The sequence below is a fragment of the Dietzia lutea genome (genome assembly GCF_003096075.1).
Lineage (GTDB): Bacteria > Actinomycetota > Actinomycetes > Mycobacteriales > Mycobacteriaceae > Dietzia > Dietzia lutea.
Genome location: NZ_CP015449.1, coordinates 467,688 through 485,006 on the forward strand (window position 1 = coordinate 467,688; position 17,319 = coordinate 485,006).

Genomic DNA, 17,319 nt, shown 5'->3' on the forward strand with positions numbered 1-17,319 from the left:
CGGGTCCTGCCCGGGTCATCGGGGCATGGTGACGGTGAAACGGACGGCGTCGTCCGGCGCGGTGGCGATCGCGTTCTCGAGCAGGGTCGCGATGTCGAGGTTCGCGATGCTCGGCCCCACCGCTCCCGTGACGGGCCGGAGGGCCTGGCCGATCGCGCCCACTTCGGGGGCGAGGTCGCCGAGGACGCGGTAGAGCTGTTCCTGTTCGTCGCGCCACGAGCCCAGGATCTCGTCACCCTTGAGGACGGCGGACCCCTGGAACAGATAGTCATAGGACACGCCCAGGGTCTCGCCGAACTGGTCGAGCTTCGGCGGGGCCTCGGTGAGGGTGGGTCGGACCCAGTCCACGTCGCCCATGACGGAGGCGAAATCGCGCAGCACCCGGTCCAACGAGCCCTCATGCCGGGAGAGCGTGAGCAGCAGCAGCTCCGCTCCGCGCTGGGCCTCGGGCAGGGTCGTCTCCAGCCCGTCGACGGTATGGGACAGCGTCTCCACCATGCTGCGGACCGAGTCGGCGTCGGTCTGGTCCAGTAGATCGGAGGTGGAGGACAGGAGTTCGGGCACGGAGGTCGGCAACACGACCTGCTCGGTGAGGATCGCGCCGTCCTCGATGTACGGGCCGTCGGTGGTGTCCGGCAGCAGGGAGAAGACCGGCTCGCCGAGGGTGGACAGGTTCTCGACCCTCATCCGGGACTCGACCGGGATGCGGTACTCCGAGTTGTAGGAGATCCCGAGCCGGACCGCGCCGGGGACGCCGTCGACCGAGTCGATGCGACCGACGGGCACGCCGCGGTAGACCACGTCCGACCCGACGCGTAGCCCGCCGGCGTCGCGGAGGTCGACGGTCGCGTGCGTGCGCTCGACGGTCGGCTCGAGCTTGAGGACCGCCAGCGCGAGGTACGCGCTGCCGACGACCATCACCAGGAACAGTCCGAGCGTGGAGAGCCACAGAGGTATACGTGTCATGGGATCGCCCCCACCATGCGCAGCAGGACCAGCCCGTCCTTGGCGGGCTGTCCGGGGTCGCCGACCACCGAGACGGACCGGATGTCGACCCCGGGGCCCAGGAGGAAGGGCGTGATCTTGTCCTCGACCAGGGCGGTCATGTCACCGAGGTTCCCCCTCATCTCGTATGCGGTCGGCGACGGCTCGCGGAGCAGCGGCGCCAGGATCTCGAGGTTGCGGTTGATGTGGGGCATCCGCGGGATGAGCCACTCCAGGCCGGAGACCAGTGTGTTGACGTCGATCACGATGTTGAGCACCGCATCCATGAAGTAGGGGACCCGTTCGAGTCGGTAGCGCGCGGTGTCGGAGAAGATGAACCCCATCTCCTCCCGTGTCTCCACCAGGCGGCGGGAGAGACCATCGGTCGCGGTGACGATGCGGTCGATCTGGTCCAGGTTGGAGGCCGCGTCGCTCAGGTCCTCCGAGATGTGACCGGCGAGCTCGGCGGTCTCGGCGGGGTCCTCGGGGAGGACCTCGTTGATCTGATCGATCGACTTCTCCAGCTCCATGAGGCTGCCGCCGTTGACGAACATGGCGATCCGGTCGAGCATCGCCTCGATCTGCGGCCCGGGGTCGGTGTGGCTCAGCGGGATGGTGTCGCCGTCCCGGAGCGGCTCGCCCGCGTCGGCGGGCATGAGTGCGATGTAGATGTCGCCGAGGATCGTGGACTGGCGGAGCTCGGCGCGGGTGCCGCGGGGGAACTCGACGGAGTCGCGGATGTCGACGTGGGCGATCGCGCGCTCGGGCTCCAGGGTGATCCCCTCCAGCGAACCGATGCTGATGCCGCCGCTGCGGACGTCCGCGCCCGCGGGGAGGCTGAGCAGCGACGCGAACTCCAGGTCCAGCCGGTACGTGGGGCCGCTGACGCCGCTGCCCGGCAGGGCGTGGTCGCTCGGGTCGAACGTGCAGCCCGCCAGGACGAGGAGGGCGGCGAGCGGCGCCGCGAGCAGGCCGACGAAACGCCGTCGTCGTGGCGCGGTCATGGGGCCTCCCCGAGTGTCGAGAACATGAGCTGGGGCAGTGGTGCGGTGATGGTGTGCGGGGACTCGGCCGTGCAGTCGCCGAGGCCCGCGGTGCGGAGCGCACCGCAGACCGCGGGCGCGTCGGGAACCGACAGGCGTACATGGGGTGGCGCGTAGTCCACGGCCACGGCTCCCGGTCGGGAACCGACCATGGTCTCGGCGAGGTGGATGACCCCGGGGATCGCCTGGAACAGTTCCTCCGACTCCTCGACGCGCGCCCGGACCATGGTCAGCGTCGGGATGGTCGTCTCGAGCGCGCTGAGCGCCTCCCCCATGTGCTCGTTGAACAGTCGGTCCATGGGCTCCACGGCCAGGGACAGTTTCTCGACGAGGATTTTGGCCACCACCAGCATCTGCTCGATACCGGCGAGACCCGGCGCGAAGGTCTGGGCGGTCGTCTTGACGTCGTCCCAGTTGGTGGTCACCACCGTGCTCAGCTCGGCGGAGTTGTCCAGCAACAACCCCAGGTTGAGCATGAACTCGTCCGAGCCGGACAGCAGCTCGGCGAGGTCGCGCAGCTCGCGGTTGAGGGTGGGGCCGAGCGAGTCGAACTCGCTTCCCGCCCGCCGGAGGGTCGTCTCAAGGGGAGCCTGACCGTCCGGCCCCTTCTCGGTCATCTGCCGGACCAGCTCTGAGAAGGAGCCGAGTGCCTGGGACACGGTGACGGGGGTGCGGGTACGTGAGGTGTCGATGCACGTGCCCTCGTCGAGCGTGGGACCTTCTGCGGGATCGGCGTCGACGAGCTCGACCCGGCGGTCGGTGAGGACGGAGGCGTGGGTGATCACCGCCCCGGTGTCGGCGGGCAGGTCGCGGTCGTCGATGGTCATCTCGACGCGGACGCGGGCCCCCTCCGGGTCGATGGTGTCGACCTTGCCCACGGGGATCCCGCGGATGGTCACGGGGGACTCGGGGAACAGTCCGTAGCTGGCGTCGAAGTAGGCGCACACGGTGTTCCCGCCGCGGGTGGGGTCGAGCACGGCGGCGCCGGTCGCCACGAGCGCGCCGGTGGCGGCGAGGGCGAGCGCGGTGCGCAGCACGCGGGGTCCGAGCGTTCCCATCGTCAGCACCTCATCCCTGGTTGCGGCAGGCAGACCTCGGGGCGGTCGAGGGTGAGCCCGCTCTGGTCGATGAGCACGCGCCCCTCGGGGCCGGCGACCGCCGAGAGGTCGCGGACGGTGCCGGTCACGGAGTCGAGCATCTCCTCGGTCGATTTCCTCAGCTCGTCGGCCGAGCGGGTGGCCTCCTTGAGGTGCGGGATGATGGGCTCGACCTTGCTGGCGTACGGGCCGGACAGGAAGTCGAACAGCAGACCGGAGAGACCGGCCAGGCCGTCGGCGAACGTCTTGACGTCGTCGGCGGCGGCGAGCAGCTGGGGTCCGAGGACGGCGTAGCCGCGGATGATCTCCAGCGCGAGGTCCTGGTTGGCGTTGACGGTGCCCAGGTACTCGTTGGACAGGGAGAGCAGGTCCTCCACCTGGGTCTTCTGACGGGCCATCACGTCCATGACCGCCTCGATGTCGGTCGCCGTGGTCTCGAGGGCGCCGGGGGAGCCGTCGAGCGAGCGGGCGGTGGCGTCGAGCGCGCGGCGCAGCTCGGCGGTGTCCAGTTCGGCGATCACGGCGTCTGCCTCGGCGAACATGTCGGCCACGAGGAACGGCAGCTGTGCCCGCTCCAGGGGGATGGGTCCGGTCAGGGGGTCGTCGCCGGCCGGCAGCAGCGCCACGTAGAGGCCGCCGACGGGGCTGAGCATGCGGACCGACACCTCGGTCCGGTCGCCGATGAAGTGCTCGGAGTCGACGGAGAACTCCACGTCGACGTGGTCGTCGTCGAGCTCGAGCGCCTCGACCCTGCCCACGGGGACGCCGGCGATCCGGACGTCGTCCCCGGCGGCGAGGCCGCCGGATTCGGGGATCTCGAGCATGTACCGGTCCGTGCCGGGCGGGCGCAGATAGAGCCCGGCGACCACCGCGAAGATCGTCACGAGCACCACGACGCCCACGACGGCCCACCACATCTGGGCCCGCGGGTCGGCGTCCTCGGAACCGAAGTCCAGGCGCCCGAAGGTTCTGGTGCGCATCAGGGCTTCTCCTCGCACACGACGAGCTGGCGGCCCTCGAGCAGGACCTCGGCCTCGATCGGAACCGGCACCCCGCCGCTGCTGCACTGCAGCTCGGGGTCGGACGTGGGGATGAGGGCGTTGATGCCGCCGAGGATCCCCGGCAGGCGGCGGTAGGCCTCGATGACCGGGGCGGGGTCGGCGTAGCTCTCGTCGGTGCGGCGGATGAAGTCGTCGTGCCGGTCGGTCGCACCCAGCCCGATGCGCGAGAGCAGGTCGACGGTCTCGCCGATCTGGGTGAATTCCACCGCGCCCAGCTCGACGAGCTGCAGGAACTCGCCGAGCCGGGTGACGAGCGGGGTGAAGATCGAGTGGAAGACCTCGAGCATGTTCTGCAGGTTCCCGGAGCGGCCCCGCAGCTGGCTGTCGAGGGCGGTGAGGTTGTCGAGGATCGTGCTCATGAGCAGGCTCCGGTCCTCGGCGTAGGTGGCCAGGGTGGCGATGTCGCGCAGGACCGGGGTGGGGCTGGTCTCGCTGCCCTCGACGAGCGCCGCGACGTTCGTGGCGAGACTGTTGTAGACGGCCGGGTCGGTCTCGCGCAGCAGAGGCTTGAGCCCGTTGAACACGGTGGTGATGTCGAAGGAGTCGACGGTGTTGGTGACGGGCTGGTCGGGGTCGATCTCGGCGGCGCCCGCGTCCCCGAGCTCGAGTTCGAGGTAGCGCTGGCCGGTGAGGTTCTGCATCTTCACGAGCAGGCGGTCGGATTCGCGCAGCCGGTAGTCGTCCTGAAGGGTCAGGTCGACCACGGCCTCGTAGTCGTCCGAGATGGAGATGTCGGTGATCTTGCCGACCGGGACGCCGCGCAGGCGGACATCGGCGTTCTCGCGGAGGCCGAAGACGTCGCCGAAGACGGCCTGGTAGCGGGTGGTGGAGCCGTCGACGGGACGCTGGATGGCCTGGACGATGAGGACGATCACGGCCAACACGGCGAGGAACACCAGAGCGAGCCTGATCGCGGCCTGACGGGTCGTGGTCACGGAGTACCTCCGGTGGCCTGCATCGGTACCTGGAACGCGGGGAAGGACTCCAGCACCACGTCGACGCCCAGGGTGACCCGGTCCCCGTCGCGGTGCAGGACGCCGTCCGCGGTGTCGATGGCGCGGGAGACGTGGTCGGGCCGGACGTCCGCCAGGGCGTGGTTGAGCGGGATGAGCAGGTCGAGGAGCATGTCGACCGTGCCGTCGAGCGGCTGGAGTGAGCTGGCGAGGTTGCCCGACAGTGCCAGGACGAGGTTGGAGACCTCGGTGATGGTGGCGCTGGCCTGGCGGGTCCGCGCCTCGTCGTCGAGCTCCTCGACCGAGGCGATGTCACCCAGCACTCCCAGCGCGGACGGGGTCGCGGCCTCGATCCCCTCGGAGATGTCGGCGGATTTGCGCAGCACGTCGGCCAGGGGCTGGTTCTGCGTGCGGGCCACGTTCCGCAGGACGAGGAGCGCGGAGGCCAGCAGGGGCGCCATCTGGTTGGTCATGTCGGCGGAGCTGTTCAGGGCCTCGGAGAGGTCGGTGGTCACCACGTCCAGCATGAGGCGGCCGGAGTCGCGGAGGACGGTGGTCACCGTGTGGTCGGGGACGTCGCCGAGGTGCAGGGTCACGCCGGGGGTGACGGGGCCGCCGCCGGGCTGGGGGATCAGTTCGAAGGCGGTGGAGCCGAAGACGTTGGAGGAGACGAACCGGGTCTGGAGGGAGGTGGAGAGGAGTTCGGCGTCGTCGGTGTCGACGCTGAGGGTGACGAGCTGGCGCCGGGGGCCGATCGGTTCCACGTCGACGACGTTGCCGACGTCGGTGCCGCGGAGCCGCACCGAGGTCTCCTGTGTGACACCGTCGCCGAGCCCGTCGGCGGTGACGGTGAACTGGAACTGTCCGGTGCGGTCGGCGCGGGTGGCCTGCCACGTGCCGACGACGATGAGGGCGACGACGACGAGGACCGCGATCCCCCGGATCCGCAGGCCGGCCCGGGTGGGGCCCAGTGGCGTGTTCTCGCGCTGCGTACTGCTCATGTCGGCCCCCTCACCCGGAGAACTGGATGGTCGAGTCGAGCCCCCACATGGCCAGCGTGAGGATCATGTCGGTGACCACGATGAGGACGAGGCTGGCGCGGATCGCCCGGCCGGACGCGATGCCGACGCCCTCGGGCCCGCCCGTCGCGTGGAAGCCCTGGTACGCGTGGACCAGCCCGACGACGAGGACGAAGACGACGACCTTGGCCAGTGAGTAGAGCAGGTCGATCGGCTCGGTGAACATGTCGAAGTAGTGGTCGAACGCCGCCGGCGATCCCGCGACCACGGAGATCGTGAGGCGCGACGAGGCGTAGCAGAGGGCCAGCGCGATGAGGTACGTGGGGACGATCGCGATGACGGACGCGATGAGACGGCTCGACACGACGTAGGAAATGGGGTCGATGGCCTGCGCCTCGAGGGCGTCGATCTCCTCGGAGATGCGCATCGAGCCGATCTCGGCGGTGATCCGGCAGCCGGCCTGGGCGGCGAAGCCGATCGCCGCGATGAGCGGGGCGAGCTCGCGGGGGTTGGCCAGCGCCGACATCGCCCCGGTGAGCGGGCCCATCCCGAGCATGTCGAGCGCGTTGAAGCCGACGATGCCGATCATCGTGCCCGCGACCGCGCCGAGGATGGCCAGGACCGGCGCGACACCACCGCCGACGATGACGGCCCTGCCGTTGCCCCAGGTCAGATCGGTGAACACCGCCATGGTGTGGCGGCGGTGCCGGCGGAGCGCGTGCCCGACGCCGAGGAAGGACAGCAGGACGAACTGCAGGTAGCCGCCCAGCGTCTCGACGGGCGTCCAGGCCCGGTCGACGGTCCGGCGGGCGCGGAGCAGTCCCGGTCGGTGCGGCGCGGGGACGGCGTAGGCGACGTGCTCGGTCGGCCGGTGCCCGCTCGGTCGGTGCTCGGTCTGTCGGTGGCTCATCACAGGAACCTCATCGGGACGAACATCAGGACCACCTGGGTGATGAAGAGGTTGGCGATCATGCAGGCGAGGATCCCGAGCACCACCGCTGCGTTGACGGCGTCCGCGACGCCCTTCGGGCCTCCGCGGGCCTCGAGTCCGCGCTGGCTGGCGATCACCGCGACGAGGAACCCGAACACGGCGGCCTTGAGCAGGCACACCACCAGGTCGGTCACGGACGCGAAGCTGCCGAACGAGAGCCAGTAGGAGCCGGGGGCGACGCCCTGGCCGAGCGAGGCGACGGCGAAGCTCGCGATGACGCTCATGAGGATGATGAGCACCGACAGCATGGGCGCGACCAGCAGCATGGCGAGGATGCGCGGGGCGACCAGGCGCTGGTGCGGATCGATGCCCATGGTGCGCAGGGCGTCAATCTCGTCGCGGATCGTGCGGGAGGCCAGGTCGGCGGCGATCGCGGAGCCGCCGGCACCGCCGATGAGCAGGGCGGCGGCGAGTGGGGCGATCTGTTGCATCACGCCCATTCCACCGACGGCGCCGGCCATCGAGTTGGCGCCGACGCTGTCGGTCATGCTGCCCACCTGCACCGCGATCACCACTCCGAGCGGCAGGGCGACCAACACCGCGGGCAGCGCGGAGACGGAGAAGTAGAACCAGGCCTGGACCAGCACCTCCTTCAGCGGCAGGCGGCCGCGGAGGAGGTCGGTGACGAGGTAGGCGGTCGACCGGAACGTCAGGCGCAGCAGGCGACCGTGGGTGCGCATGGCGTCGCCCGCGCGCGTGACCACGGCGGGCGGGGTGCGTCGCTCGTCGGTGGTGGGGGTGGCGGTGCTCATGGCACCTCCGCGCCGGGGGCGAGCAGGAACGCGAGCATCGAGGCGGCGAGGCGTCGCACGCCCTCGTCGGACCCCGCCGCCGGCCCGAGGTCGGGCGTGAGCCAGGTGCTCACGAAGAACCGCGCGATGATCTCCGCCGCGGTGCGGATGTCGGTGTCCGTGCGGGAGTCGTCGACCGTGTAGCGCAGCTGGGCCTCGATCGAGGCGATCAGCATCTCGGCGACCTGCCGGTCGTTGATGATGTCGAGCGCGTTGCCGTCGGCGACGATCCTCCTGGCCACGGGATGGGTCCGGACGATCCTGATCGCCCGGACGAACCACTCGGCGGCGCGCGCTGTCGGGTCGGCCGTCGTGGCGGCCGAGAGGCGGAGCTCGTCGAGGAAGTTCTCCAACTCCCATGCGAACGCTCTCCTCACGAGTTCCCCCTTGGTCTCGAAGCGGCGGAAGACGGTGGCACGACCCACGCCGGCCTCGCCGGCGACGTCCGCAACGGACATGCGTTCCGTCCCGTGCCGCCCGAGGCAGACCAGGGTGGCGCGCAGGATCGCGATGTCGGTGTCGTCGGCCTCTTCGCGGGTGCCGGTGACCGCCCCCAGGAGGAGAGCTCGCAGCGTCGTGAGTCCCATGAGTCAGGGACGGTATCAGCAATCTCGATCACATGTGCCATGCATCACACATCATATATTTGATCCGAGCGCTGTCCAGACCTTCCCTGGCGCGCCGAACCGAGCGATGGTTCAGTGCTTGTCTGCGCGGTCGGGTGTGCGCCCTCTGCTGTCAGTCGATCACGCGGACGCGGCCGGGCTCGGGTGCCCGCAGCGGGCCCGCGTCGGTCGCGTAGCGGATCAACGCGTCGAGATCGGTCAGGCCGACCTCGCGGCGGTCCCCGCGTTCGGCCAGCACCGAGCCGTTCCACTCCGGGGAGGAGAGGAACTCGTTCACCACGACGGTGTACTCCCGCCGCGGATCGATCGGCTCGTCGTCGACCTCTATCTCCGTCACCCGGTCGCCCGCGGGGCGCCCGGCGTCGACGGTGTAGCGCACGTTGGACGACACGGCGGGGCCGTTGCGGCCGATGTCGTCGGCGAAGTGGTTGAAGGCGGCGCGGAGCTCCTCGCCGGTGACGGTGACCAGGTACAGGCGGTCGCCGTAGGGCTGCACGGTGTGCAGGGTGGCGTAGTCGAGCGGGCCCGCCGGCAGGTCGGTGCGCAGCGAGTCGGGGTTGGACACGGCGAGCTGCGCGCCGCGGCCTCGGGTGGCGGCGAGCTGCGCATCGGCGATGAGGTCGGCCAGCGGGGACTCCCCGTCGGCATTCATGGCCCGGTCGATCGTCTCGTCGGCGGTGCCGACGACCTCGCGGGCCTTCGGCGCCGCGGCGGCCTGTGCCTGGCGGACGAGTTCCTCGGTCCCGGTGTCGGGCTCGATGTCCAGGTTGACGGTCTGGTTGAACGCCGAGGTCTGGGGGCGCACCACGTCGCCGGTGGCGGTGTCGACGGCGAGGTCGACGACCGTGACCGACCGACCGTGGGACGCCGGCGCCACGACGATCCGCTCGTCGTTCTCGGAGTCGAAGACGCGGCACGTGGCCGGGCCACCGGAGGCGCCCACGATGAGGGCGTCGACGGCAGGGTTGAGGTCCTCGACCAGTTCGAGGTCCGTGAGGGCTTCGGGGCAGGAGCCGGGGGCGAGGTTGCCGTGGGCCGTGTCGGACTGGACCAGGGCGACGATCGTCTCGACGCCGAGGAACTGCAGCGACTCCACCGTGTCGTCGATCGCCCGGAGGGGGTCCGTCAGGCGGGTCGTGGTCTCCGGGACGGACTCGGAGGGCGCGGTGACCGCCACGACCCCCACCCGGACATCGCCGACGCGGTGAATGGCGAACGGGAACGTCGGGGCCGCGTCGTGCGACGGGATCACGTTGGAGGCCAGGAACGGGAAGGCCGCACCGCGGAAGGGCGGCAGTGGCGGGTCGACCCGACAGTCCTCCTCCGTGAGGCAGCCCGGCTTGACCAGTGTGCGGATGTGGTCGGCGCTCTTCTCCAGCTCGCGTCGGCCGATGCCGGCCCCGTCCACGCCGAGCCGGTTGAAGAACTCGACGGTCGGACGGTCGCCCAGGAGCGCGGCCTCGGGCGCGGTGCCGCCGATCGAGTCGCCCGTGGCGAGCAACAGCGTGTTCTCGGCCTGGGTGCGGAGCTTGCCGATGGTGGCGGCGAGGTGGGGCCCGCCGCCGGCCGGTCGGACGTTCCCCGAGCCGTCCCGCAGTTCGCCCTGGAAGCCGACGGGGCGGGAGAGCGCGCCGGAGAACTCGCCGATCCCGAGGACGCGCACGGTCGTGGTCTCGGCTGCGGGGCTCCACGGACGCCCGGCCTCGCTGGTCCGGGCGTCGGCACCCGGTGCGGCGACCAGTGTGGACACGAGGGGCGCGAGGGCGAGGGGGATCAGTGCGCGGCGGGAGGGGCGTCGGGATCCGGACGTGGCCGGGGCGGCGGGACTCGCCTCACGGCGGGGACCTCGCAGCTGCACACCGACTCCTGGGGGATCAAGACCCGCGGATCTCGCGGGACGGGGCGACGACCGGATCGCCGCTCCCAAACCCGAACCATCGTGCCGCCGCGAGGTCACGGGACCCCGCCGGAAGCATCACATTCCGGTCACGAATTCGCGGGCGGCGGCGAGGAACCGGTCGTTCTCGTCCGGGTCACCGATCGTCACCCGCACCCCGTCGCCGGCGAAGCACCGCGTGACGACGCGGTGGTCGCGGCAGTGGGCGTCGAAGTCGGACGCGGCTCCCGCGAGCGGGAGCCAGACGAAGTTCGCCTGGGTGTCCGGGACCGCGTGGCCCATGTCGAGCAGTGCGTCGCGCACCCGCGAGCGCTCGGCGACGACCGCGTCGGTACGTGCGCGGAGTTCGTCCCCGGCCTCCAGGCAGGCGATCGCCGCGGACTGGGCCAGCGAACTCACGGAGAACGGCACGACCATCTTCGCCACCGGCACCACCAGGTCGACGGGTCCGACGAGGTAGCCGACACGCAGGCCGGCGAGCCCGTATGCCTTGGAGAACGTGCGCAGGGAGACGACGTTGGGCCGGGCCATCGCCTCGGCGACCCCGTCGACCGGGTCGTCGCTGCGTACGTACTCGTAATACGCCTCGTCCAGCGCCACCGTGACCCGCTCGGGGATGCGGTCGAGGAACGCCACCAGCTCGGTGCGGTCGACCGCCGGGCCGGTGGGGTTGTTGGGGGTGCAGACGAAGATCAGGCGTGTCCGGTCGGTGACGGCTTCCGCGACCGCGTCGAGGTCCAGCGACCCGTCGGCGCGGTTCGGGATCGACACGGGCACGGCGTGGGCGATGCGGGCGATGATCGGGTACGCCTCGAAGGAGCGCCAGCCGAAGATCACCTCGTCGCCCGGGGCGCACACCGCCTGGACCAGCTGCTGGCACAGGGCCACCGAGCCGCAGCCGGCGGTGACGTTCTCGGCGCCCACGCCCAGGAAGTCCGCCAATCGCTCGACGAGCGTGCGGGAGGTGATGTCCGGGTACCGGTTGGCCGCCGACGCGGCGTCGGTGATCGCCGCGGCCACGCTCGGCAGCGGGCCGGCGGTGGTCTCGTTGGACGCGAGCTTCACGGCGCCGGGCGCGGACGCACCGGGCACGTAGGCGGGGATCGCGTCGAGGTCACTGCGCACGTCGGGGGCCATGCCTACAGAGTAGGACCAGCGGTTCTCGGGCCGGTGTCCGGGCGTTTTGCGAACCGGCGGGACGTGTGTGTACTGTAATTCCTCGTTGGCTCGCAGAGCCTCCAGGAGGCGTGCCAGAGCGGCCGAATGGGACTCACTGCTAATGAGTTGTCCTCCTAAAAGGGGACCGGAGGTTCAAATCCTCTCGCCTCCGCCATGCCGGAAGCCCGGGAGACCGGACGTCTGGCACGACAGAAGAATATGAATATGCGCCCGTAGCTCAATGGATAGAGCACTTGACTACGGATCAAGAGGTTAGGGGTTCGAGTCCCTTCGGGCGCACAGTGTCGCGAGAGCCCCCGTCTGGTCGGACGGGGGCTCTCGCCGTTCGTCTTTCATTGTTCGTGTTCCGCCGCGGCCTGGGTGCCGGTGCCATCCGCAACCGCCTTTTCTGGTGCTCAAGGTGCGGTTTTGTACTCCTGTGGCGGGTCAAGATTAGTAATTGGTTACGGGGCTAAATAACCGGTCGCGCGACGGATGTTGCCGTGTCACTTTGGGGCTGCACCCGCTCACCGTGGGGAAGGTCACACCGCGGGGGCTGTATCTCATTCGGAGGAGAAGTGATGGCACACCTCAAGAAAATCGCGGCGACGGTCTCGGCCGCGACACTCGCCGGCGGCGCGATCCTGGCGGGAGCCGGCGTCGCCGGTGCCCAGGGCTCCTCGGAGATCGCCGACGATCTCCAGCTCGCGAGCATCGCGCTCAACGGACCCGTCTCGGTGACGCCGAACGCGGAGGGCGGCCCGACGGTCACCTATACCAACGAGGGGGCCGAGGCTCAGCAGTGCATCGGCTTCACCGCGCCGTACAGCACGATCGAGGAGAACGACATCGATCCGCGCGAGATCGATCCGAACGACGTCGTGGGATCGCTCGCGGTCCTCGCCACGATCCAGGGCGCCGGGGGAGTCTCCGTTCTGACGGTGACCCCGGGTGGTGAGCCGGCCGCGGTGGTGAGCGGGCCCGGACTCGATCTGGTGGGGACGGCCACCGCCTTTGGAACCGGCTTCACGGGCGGTCTCCCGGTTGCGGCCGGCGAGACCGTGAGCTGGGATGCGCCGGTGCCCGAGGAGTCCGCCGCGGCGGGCGTCATCTGCGCCCGGGACGGCATCTTCGGCCCCCGGATCGGTCAGCTCGTGAACTACTTCGGCATCGACAGGCAGGTCGTGGCCGACCAGGCGAACGACATCCTCGGGCCGCTGGGTTCGGTCACGTCGGGCAGCGTCAGCGGCAGCCTCGTGGGCGCGGGGGCCGCGGCCACCGCCTCGCTCGCGGGCGGCGCCGAGGACGAGGGCGCCGACAGCGGCTCGGCCGCCGCGCCGGCGGGTGCGGGTAGCTGACCGGTCACGCAGCCGAGGGCTGAACCCGGCCGGGGCGGTCAGGCCCCTCGGCTCCACGTTCCGGCGTCACTCGTTCATGGAGTGGCGCCGGAACGTGCGTAGGGTCTCGACCTGGTCCCACACCACGATCACCCAGATCGCCGCGACGAGAGCCCAGCGGATTGCGGTGGCCGGGCCGCCGTCGCCGTTCGCGGGGACGAGGTCCGGATGCAGCACGGTCTGCTGGCTCAGGACGAGTGCGGTGAGGAAGACGCCGAACACGATGTCGGTGGCCATCTCGAGGGCGAGGCGGCCGCGTGACCGCCCCGGCCGCGCCAGGCGCCACACCTGGACGAGCGCGAGCACGCCGATCAGGATCAGGTAGCTCACGACCCAGCCGGTCGGGATGTCCGGGTTGATCAGCGGCTCGCCCCCGTTGAGGTGGCCGATGTAGAGGAACGTCGACGGGATGAACGGCACGCCGGCCAGTAGTGCCAGCATCACGAGCGAGACGATCGCGTCGGCACGCGTGTCGCTTCCGCTGCCCGGGCGGTCGAGGTCGTTCGGGTCCCAGGTCGGCGTCCGCGAGAGTGCGCTGCGTGCGCCCTCCGGGGTGGTCCGCTCGATGATCACCACGACGAGCGTCCACGCCGCGAAGGCCCACAGGAGGGCGGCGGACACGGAGGTGACGAGCTGGGCGATAAGGTCGCCGAGCTGGGGGACGGGCGTCGTGGAGACATAGAGGATGCCGCCGGCCACCGCGGCGATCGTGCCGACGACGGGCACGAGCCACCGCAGTACGCGGGACCAGACGGGGTAGACGTCGGGTCCGACGAGGTACTGGCGCACGCCCGAGTACCGGCGGGCGAGCTGCGCGGGGTCGCCGAGGCGGCGCAGGACCGTGTGCTCGGCGGCGGTGGGGTCGATCCGGCCGGCGGGGCCGGTGTCGGCGTCGAGTTCGGCGGCGATCATGTCGTCGATGGTCGCGGCGATCTCCTCCGAGATGTCGCCGCGCTGGCCTTCGGGGAGGTGGCGGACCACCTCGAAGATGTAGCGATCGGTGAGTCGGGGCATCACGCATCCGCCTTCCGCAGATCGTCGTAGCCGGCGCCCAGTGCCAGCCATTCGGTGTGCAGCCGCTCGGCGGTCTCGGCGCCGAGTGCGGTGGTCTCGTAGTACTTGCGGGGCCGGGGGTCGTCGGTGCGCCAGGTCGACGTGAGCAGGCCCTGGCCCTCCAGGCGGCGCAGCAGCGGGTAGAGGGTGTTGGCCTCGGTGACGATGCCGACGTCGGCCAGCGTGGTGAGCAGTCCGTATCCGTACTTCGGCGTCCGGCACGCGATCAGGCTCGCCAGCACCACGGACCCCCGCCGGATCTCCTGGAGGTGGGTGCCCTGCACCGCGTCGGCCTCATTGTCCATGTGCCACACCATAGTGTGTGGCACACACTATGTAAATGATGCACGCTGTGGCCGCCGCGCGGGGTCGCCCGGGTGCGTGACCGTGACCTCTCCTCGGGGGCGTGGCGGGGGCGACGGCGAGGTCATCGCCCGAGTGCCTGTGGAGCTGCTCGCAGCGCGCGAGGTCAGTCTTGTTCGAACGCTTGTGCGCTTGCGGGCGCGGAGGTATGATCGAACTGTAGTTCGAGATAGGTGATCATCGTTCGGTGTGGCGCTCGGCGGAGGGGGTGGGGTTGGTGACGACGGCGAGGACGTTGTTCGCGGTCCCTGAGGGTCTGGGCGCGTTGGACATGGCGGCGGTCAGTGAGGCGGCTCGCGCGGCGACGCTGGCGCAGAATCGGGCCGGGGCGACGCGGTTGGAGGCCGCGTACGTGCTGGTCGAGCAGTTCGCCCGCGCGGCGCTGGCGCAGGACGAGCAGCGCCCGGAGGGGTCGCGTCGGCCGGGGTATGCGCGGTTGGCGCCGGCGGCGCGGGCGCGTGATCATCTGGTGGCGGCGTGTCAGTTGACGTGTTGGCATGCGGACCGGTTGGTCACCGCGGGGGTGCAGATCCGTACCCGTCTGTCCCGGCTGTGTTCGGTGGTGGGGCGGGGGGTGATGCCCGAGGATCTGGCGGTCGATATCGCGTGTCGTCTGGCCGAGGTGCCGGATGCGATCGTGGGGGACGTGGAGGACGAGGTGCTGGCCCGCTTCACCGGCGATCTCGAGGGCGGGGACCGGCCGAGCCGGTCGGCGGTGGAGTCGGCGATCGAGGACGCGGTGGAGCGGTGCGATCCGGCCGGGGCGCAGGAGGCGGCTGAGGCGGCGGCCGAGACCCGCGAGGTGCGGTTCCGCGGCGGCCGCAACGGGATGGCCACGATGTGGGCCAAGCTCACCGCGGCCGATGCGGAGTTGCTGCGCCGTCGTATCGACACCGACGCCGCGGTGGCGGCCGCGGACGGGCTGGACCGGCCGATGGCTCAGTCGCGCGCGGACGCCCTGGCCGCGCTGGCGGTGTACCCGCCCGACGCAGCCGCCTGCGATACCGCCACCACCGGCGCATCCGCGGGCGATCCCGCCACCGGCACCGCCGACGCTGCGGCGGCGCCGGCCGAGGAGTGCGGTATCGAGCTCGGCCAGGTGCGGGTGGGGGCGGATCTGCCGCGTCCGTCGCTGGGCAACGCGGCGCGGGCGGGGGTGCCGATTCGGATCAGTGTGATCGCCTCGGCGGTGCGGGGTCTGCCGAATCGGGTGGAGTTCGTCCACGGCACCTACAGCAGCTTCGAGTGGTTGTGCACGGAGTTGCTCGAGGGCGATGAGGCCAGTGTGCGGTTCGAGCTCATCGACCCCGCCCCCGGAGTGCTGGACAACCCGGAGCGCGCGTTGCGGTATGTGATCACCCCGGCGATGGCCGAGCGGATCCGGCTACGCGACGGCACCTGTCGGCATCCGGGGTGTTCGGTGCCGGCGAAGGACTGCGACGTGGATCATGTGATCGCGTTCAACACGCGTGATCCGGAACTGGGTGGGCCGACCACCGAGTGGAACCTGGTGTGCCTGTGTCGCAAGCATCACCGGGAGAAGACGTTCGGCACCAACAGCTACCGCACCGGGCCGCTGGGTGAGTTGATCATCTGCACCGACACCGGGCACGAGCACCGCACCAGACCTAAAGGCCCCCTGGCGCGGGCCCGCGACGCCATCCGAGAACGCGAGTGGGAGGCCTTCGCCGACCGCATCATCGGACCCGACGGCACCCTGATCAACCCACCAGGCCACACCAGATACGGCCCCCACACCCGACCCGCCTGAGAAACCGCGGGGCGCCGCTTTCGGGCGACCGCCGGTGCCGAGTGCCCGCTGCTGCGCGAATTCGGCGTGGGCGCGCGAGGGGGTGGTGCGGATCGGGTCGACGACGGCGAGGGCGGCTGGGCCATAAGGTGTGACGATGCCCGAGTCCGCGCGTCAGGCGCTTCGCCGGAACGGCGGCCATCTGGCGTCGGTGGCGCTGGTGCTCATGTGGAGCTCCGGCTACGTCGGCGCGGAGCTCGGCACGCGCGCAGGCGGCACCCCCCTCCAGCTGTTGGCCTGGCGTTTCTCGATCCTCGGCGTTCTGCTGGTGGGCGTCTGCCTCGTGCTGCGGGTGCGACTGAACGACCGTGCGGCGTGGACCCGGCAGGCAGTCCTCGGCCTGTTCAGCCAGGCCGTGTTCCTGTACATGATCTTCGAGGGGGTCGCGCGCGGCGTCGACGGCGGCACCGCGGCGCTCATCGCCGCCCTCCAGCCGCTGCTCGTGGCCACCGTCGCCGGTCGCGTGCTCGGCGAACGCACGACGGCCGGCATGTGGATCGGTATGGCCCTCGGGCTGGCGGGCGTCGTGATGGTCGTCTCCGGCGGCCTGGACGCGGGGTCCGCACCCTGGTGGGCGTACCTGTTCCCGGCCGCGGGCATGCTCAGCCTGGCCACGGGCACGGTCCTCACCCAGCGCCTGCGCCCCACCGAGTCGCTGCTGCAGTCCATCACCATGCAGTCCGTCGTCGCGGGTGTGGTGCTGATGGCTGCGGCGGTGCTGACCGGTCAGGCGGCGCCCGAGGCGGAAACCGACTTCTGGGCGGCGGTGGCCTGGCTGGTCTTCCTGTCGACGCTGTGCGGCTACGTCCTCTTCGTCTTCGTCACGCGCACCCGCGGCGCCACCGTGGCAAGCGTCCTGCTGTACCTCACCCCGCCCACGACGATGGTCTGGGTGTGGCTCATGTTCGGCGTCCCGATCACCCTCCCGGCGGTGGTGGGGATGGCCGTCAGTGCCGTCGGCGTGATCCTCGTCCTGCGGTCGCGTCCGGCGCCCGCGGGTCAGCGCGCGCGGCGGTAGAGCGCGGGCCCGGGCGTGACATATGGACGCCGCGGCCGGGGCGGGAGATGATTCGGGG

At 70.8% G+C, this 17,319-nt stretch carries 16 protein-coding genes and 2 tRNA genes; 5 read left to right on the forward strand and 13 right to left on the reverse strand.

The genetic code is table 11. The features are described 5' to 3' along the window. Positions 1–15 precede the first annotated feature (15 nt). The 11 genes from A6035_RS02085 to A6035_RS02135 all read right to left on the reverse strand — a co-directional run bounded on the left by A6035_RS02085 (position 16) and on the right by A6035_RS02135 (position 11,599). Complete coding sequence (locus A6035_RS02085) at positions 16–966, reverse strand: MlaD family protein (RefSeq protein WP_108846410.1); 951 nt, start codon at positions 964–966, stop codon at positions 16–18. Beyond that, positions 963–1,988, reverse strand: a complete 1,026-nt coding sequence (locus A6035_RS02090; RefSeq protein WP_108846411.1) for an MlaD family protein — start codon at positions 1,986–1,988, stop codon at positions 963–965. Before A6035_RS02090 ends, A6035_RS02085 begins: the two co-directional genes overlap by 4 nt. Further along, on the reverse strand, positions 1,985–3,085 hold the full coding sequence (locus tag A6035_RS02095; protein WP_108846412.1) for an MlaD family protein: 1,101 nt from the start codon (positions 3,083–3,085) through the stop codon (positions 1,985–1,987). Before A6035_RS02095 ends, A6035_RS02090 begins: the two co-directional genes overlap by 4 nt. A gap of 2 nt (positions 3,086–3,087) precedes the next feature. After that, positions 3,088–4,104, reverse strand: coding sequence for an MlaD family protein (locus A6035_RS02100; RefSeq protein WP_108846413.1), 1,017 nt, complete (start codon positions 4,102–4,104; stop codon positions 3,088–3,090). Beyond that, positions 4,104–5,120 (reverse strand): MlaD family protein, encoded by a 1,017-nt coding sequence (locus A6035_RS02105; protein WP_108846414.1) that lies wholly within the window; start codon positions 5,118–5,120, stop codon positions 4,104–4,106. The genes A6035_RS02100 and A6035_RS02105 overlap by 1 nt, the downstream gene beginning before the upstream one ends. Continuing rightward, entirely contained in the window at positions 5,117–6,139 is a 1,023-nt protein-coding gene (locus A6035_RS02110; protein ID WP_108846415.1) for an MlaD family protein, read from the reverse strand. The genes A6035_RS02105 and A6035_RS02110 overlap by 4 nt, the downstream gene beginning before the upstream one ends. 10 nt (positions 6,140–6,149) lie before the next feature. Then, positions 6,150–7,067 carry an ABC transporter permease gene (locus A6035_RS02115; RefSeq protein ID WP_108846416.1) on the reverse strand — a complete coding sequence of 306 codons (918 nt, stop codon included), beginning with the start codon at positions 7,065–7,067 and terminating at the stop codon, positions 6,150–6,152. After that, positions 7,067–7,900, reverse strand: a complete 834-nt coding sequence (locus A6035_RS02120; RefSeq protein WP_108846417.1) for an ABC transporter permease — start codon at positions 7,898–7,900, stop codon at positions 7,067–7,069. Before A6035_RS02120 ends, A6035_RS02115 begins: the two co-directional genes overlap by 1 nt. Beyond that, positions 7,897–8,526 carry a TetR/AcrR family transcriptional regulator gene (locus A6035_RS02125; RefSeq protein WP_108846418.1) on the reverse strand — a complete coding sequence of 210 codons (630 nt, stop codon included), beginning with the start codon at positions 8,524–8,526 and terminating at the stop codon, positions 7,897–7,899. The genes A6035_RS02120 and A6035_RS02125 overlap by 4 nt, the downstream gene beginning before the upstream one ends. Before the next feature lie 151 nt (positions 8,527–8,677). Then, positions 8,678–10,423 carry a bifunctional metallophosphatase/5'-nucleotidase gene (locus A6035_RS02130; RefSeq protein ID WP_235026605.1) on the reverse strand — a complete coding sequence of 582 codons (1,746 nt, stop codon included), beginning with the start codon at positions 10,421–10,423 and terminating at the stop codon, positions 8,678–8,680. Positions 10,424–10,540: 117 nt separating this feature from the next. After that, positions 10,541–11,599: a pyridoxal phosphate-dependent aminotransferase gene (locus A6035_RS02135; RefSeq protein ID WP_108846419.1), complete on the reverse strand. Its 1,059-nt coding sequence runs from the start codon at positions 11,597–11,599 to the stop codon at positions 10,541–10,543. A 104-nt stretch (positions 11,600–11,703) separates the two neighbouring features. Here A6035_RS02135 and A6035_RS02140 point away from each other — a divergent pair. From A6035_RS02140 to A6035_RS02150, 3 genes are all read left to right on the forward strand, one after another. Further along, positions 11,704–11,795, forward strand: a tRNA-Ser gene (locus A6035_RS02140). 52 nt (positions 11,796–11,847) lie between these two features. Next, a tRNA-Arg gene (locus A6035_RS02145) sits at positions 11,848–11,920 on the forward strand. A 281-nt stretch (positions 11,921–12,201) separates the two neighbouring features. Beyond that, positions 12,202–12,978 carry a hypothetical protein gene (locus A6035_RS02150; RefSeq protein WP_108846420.1) on the forward strand — a complete coding sequence of 259 codons (777 nt, stop codon included), beginning with the start codon at positions 12,202–12,204 and terminating at the stop codon, positions 12,976–12,978. A gap of 66 nt (positions 12,979–13,044) precedes the next feature. Here A6035_RS02150 and A6035_RS02155 read toward each other — a convergent pair whose 3' ends face one another. Together A6035_RS02155 and A6035_RS02160 are read right to left on the reverse strand one after the other, a co-directional pair. After that, the gene (locus A6035_RS02155; protein WP_108849022.1) at positions 13,045–14,031 is read right to left on the reverse strand and encodes an HAAS signaling domain-containing protein; all 987 of its coding nucleotides are present in this window, start codon (positions 14,029–14,031) and stop codon (positions 13,045–13,047) included. Continuing rightward, positions 14,031–14,375 (reverse strand): PadR family transcriptional regulator, encoded by a 345-nt coding sequence (locus tag A6035_RS02160; RefSeq protein WP_108846421.1) that lies wholly within the window; start codon positions 14,373–14,375, stop codon positions 14,031–14,033. The genes A6035_RS02155 and A6035_RS02160 overlap by 1 nt, the downstream gene beginning before the upstream one ends. 275 nt (positions 14,376–14,650) lie before the next feature. On the opposite strand from A6035_RS02160, the gene A6035_RS02165 reads away from it, so the two are divergent. Continuing rightward, positions 14,651–16,204 carry an HNH endonuclease signature motif containing protein gene (locus tag A6035_RS02165; protein WP_244192510.1) on the forward strand — a complete coding sequence of 518 codons (1,554 nt, stop codon included), beginning with the start codon at positions 14,651–14,653 and terminating at the stop codon, positions 16,202–16,204. A gap of 136 nt (positions 16,205–16,340) precedes the next feature. Next, a complete protein-coding gene (locus A6035_RS02170) occupies positions 16,341–17,261 on the forward strand; it encodes a DMT family transporter (protein ID WP_108849024.1) in 921 nt (306 codons plus the stop codon). Positions 17,262–17,319 lie beyond the last annotated feature (58 nt).

What these genes read in the sequence shown, in the direction of transcription:
- A6035_RS02085 (WP_108846410.1), bottom strand. Translation starts at nt 966, where the DNA reads ATGACACGTATACCTCTGTGGCTCTCCACGCTCGGACTGTTCCTGGTG.
- A6035_RS02090 (WP_108846411.1), bottom strand. Translation starts at nt 1,988, where the DNA reads ATGACCGCGCCACGACGACGGCGTTTCGTCGGCCTGCTCGCGGCGCCG.
- A6035_RS02095 (WP_108846412.1), bottom strand. Translation starts at nt 3,085, where the DNA reads ATGGGAACGCTCGGACCCCGCGTGCTGCGCACCGCGCTCGCCCTCGCC.
- A6035_RS02100 (WP_108846413.1), bottom strand. Translation starts at nt 4,104, where the DNA reads ATGCGCACCAGAACCTTCGGGCGCCTGGACTTCGGTTCCGAGGACGCC.
- A6035_RS02110 (WP_108846415.1), bottom strand. Translation starts at nt 6,139, where the DNA reads ATGAGCAGTACGCAGCGCGAGAACACGCCACTGGGCCCCACCCGGGCC.
- A6035_RS02115 (WP_108846416.1), bottom strand. Translation starts at nt 7,067, where the DNA reads ATGAGCCACCGACAGACCGAGCACCGACCGAGCGGGCACCGGCCGACC.
- A6035_RS02120 (WP_108846417.1), bottom strand. Translation starts at nt 7,900, where the DNA reads ATGAGCACCGCCACCCCCACCACCGACGAGCGACGCACCCCGCCCGCC.
- A6035_RS02125 (WP_108846418.1), bottom strand. Translation starts at nt 8,526, where the DNA reads ATGGGACTCACGACGCTGCGAGCTCTCCTCCTGGGGGCGGTCACCGGC.
- A6035_RS02135 (WP_108846419.1), bottom strand. Translation starts at nt 11,599, where the DNA reads ATGGCCCCCGACGTGCGCAGTGACCTCGACGCGATCCCCGCCTACGTG.
- A6035_RS02150 (WP_108846420.1), top strand. Translation starts at nt 12,202, where the DNA reads ATGGCACACCTCAAGAAAATCGCGGCGACGGTCTCGGCCGCGACACTC.
- A6035_RS02155 (WP_108849022.1), bottom strand. Translation starts at nt 14,031, where the DNA reads ATGCCCCGACTCACCGATCGCTACATCTTCGAGGTGGTCCGCCACCTC.
- A6035_RS02160 (WP_108846421.1), bottom strand. Translation starts at nt 14,375, where the DNA reads ATGGACAATGAGGCCGACGCGGTGCAGGGCACCCACCTCCAGGAGATC.
- A6035_RS02170 (WP_108849024.1), top strand. Translation starts at nt 16,341, where the DNA reads ATGCCCGAGTCCGCGCGTCAGGCGCTTCGCCGGAACGGCGGCCATCTG.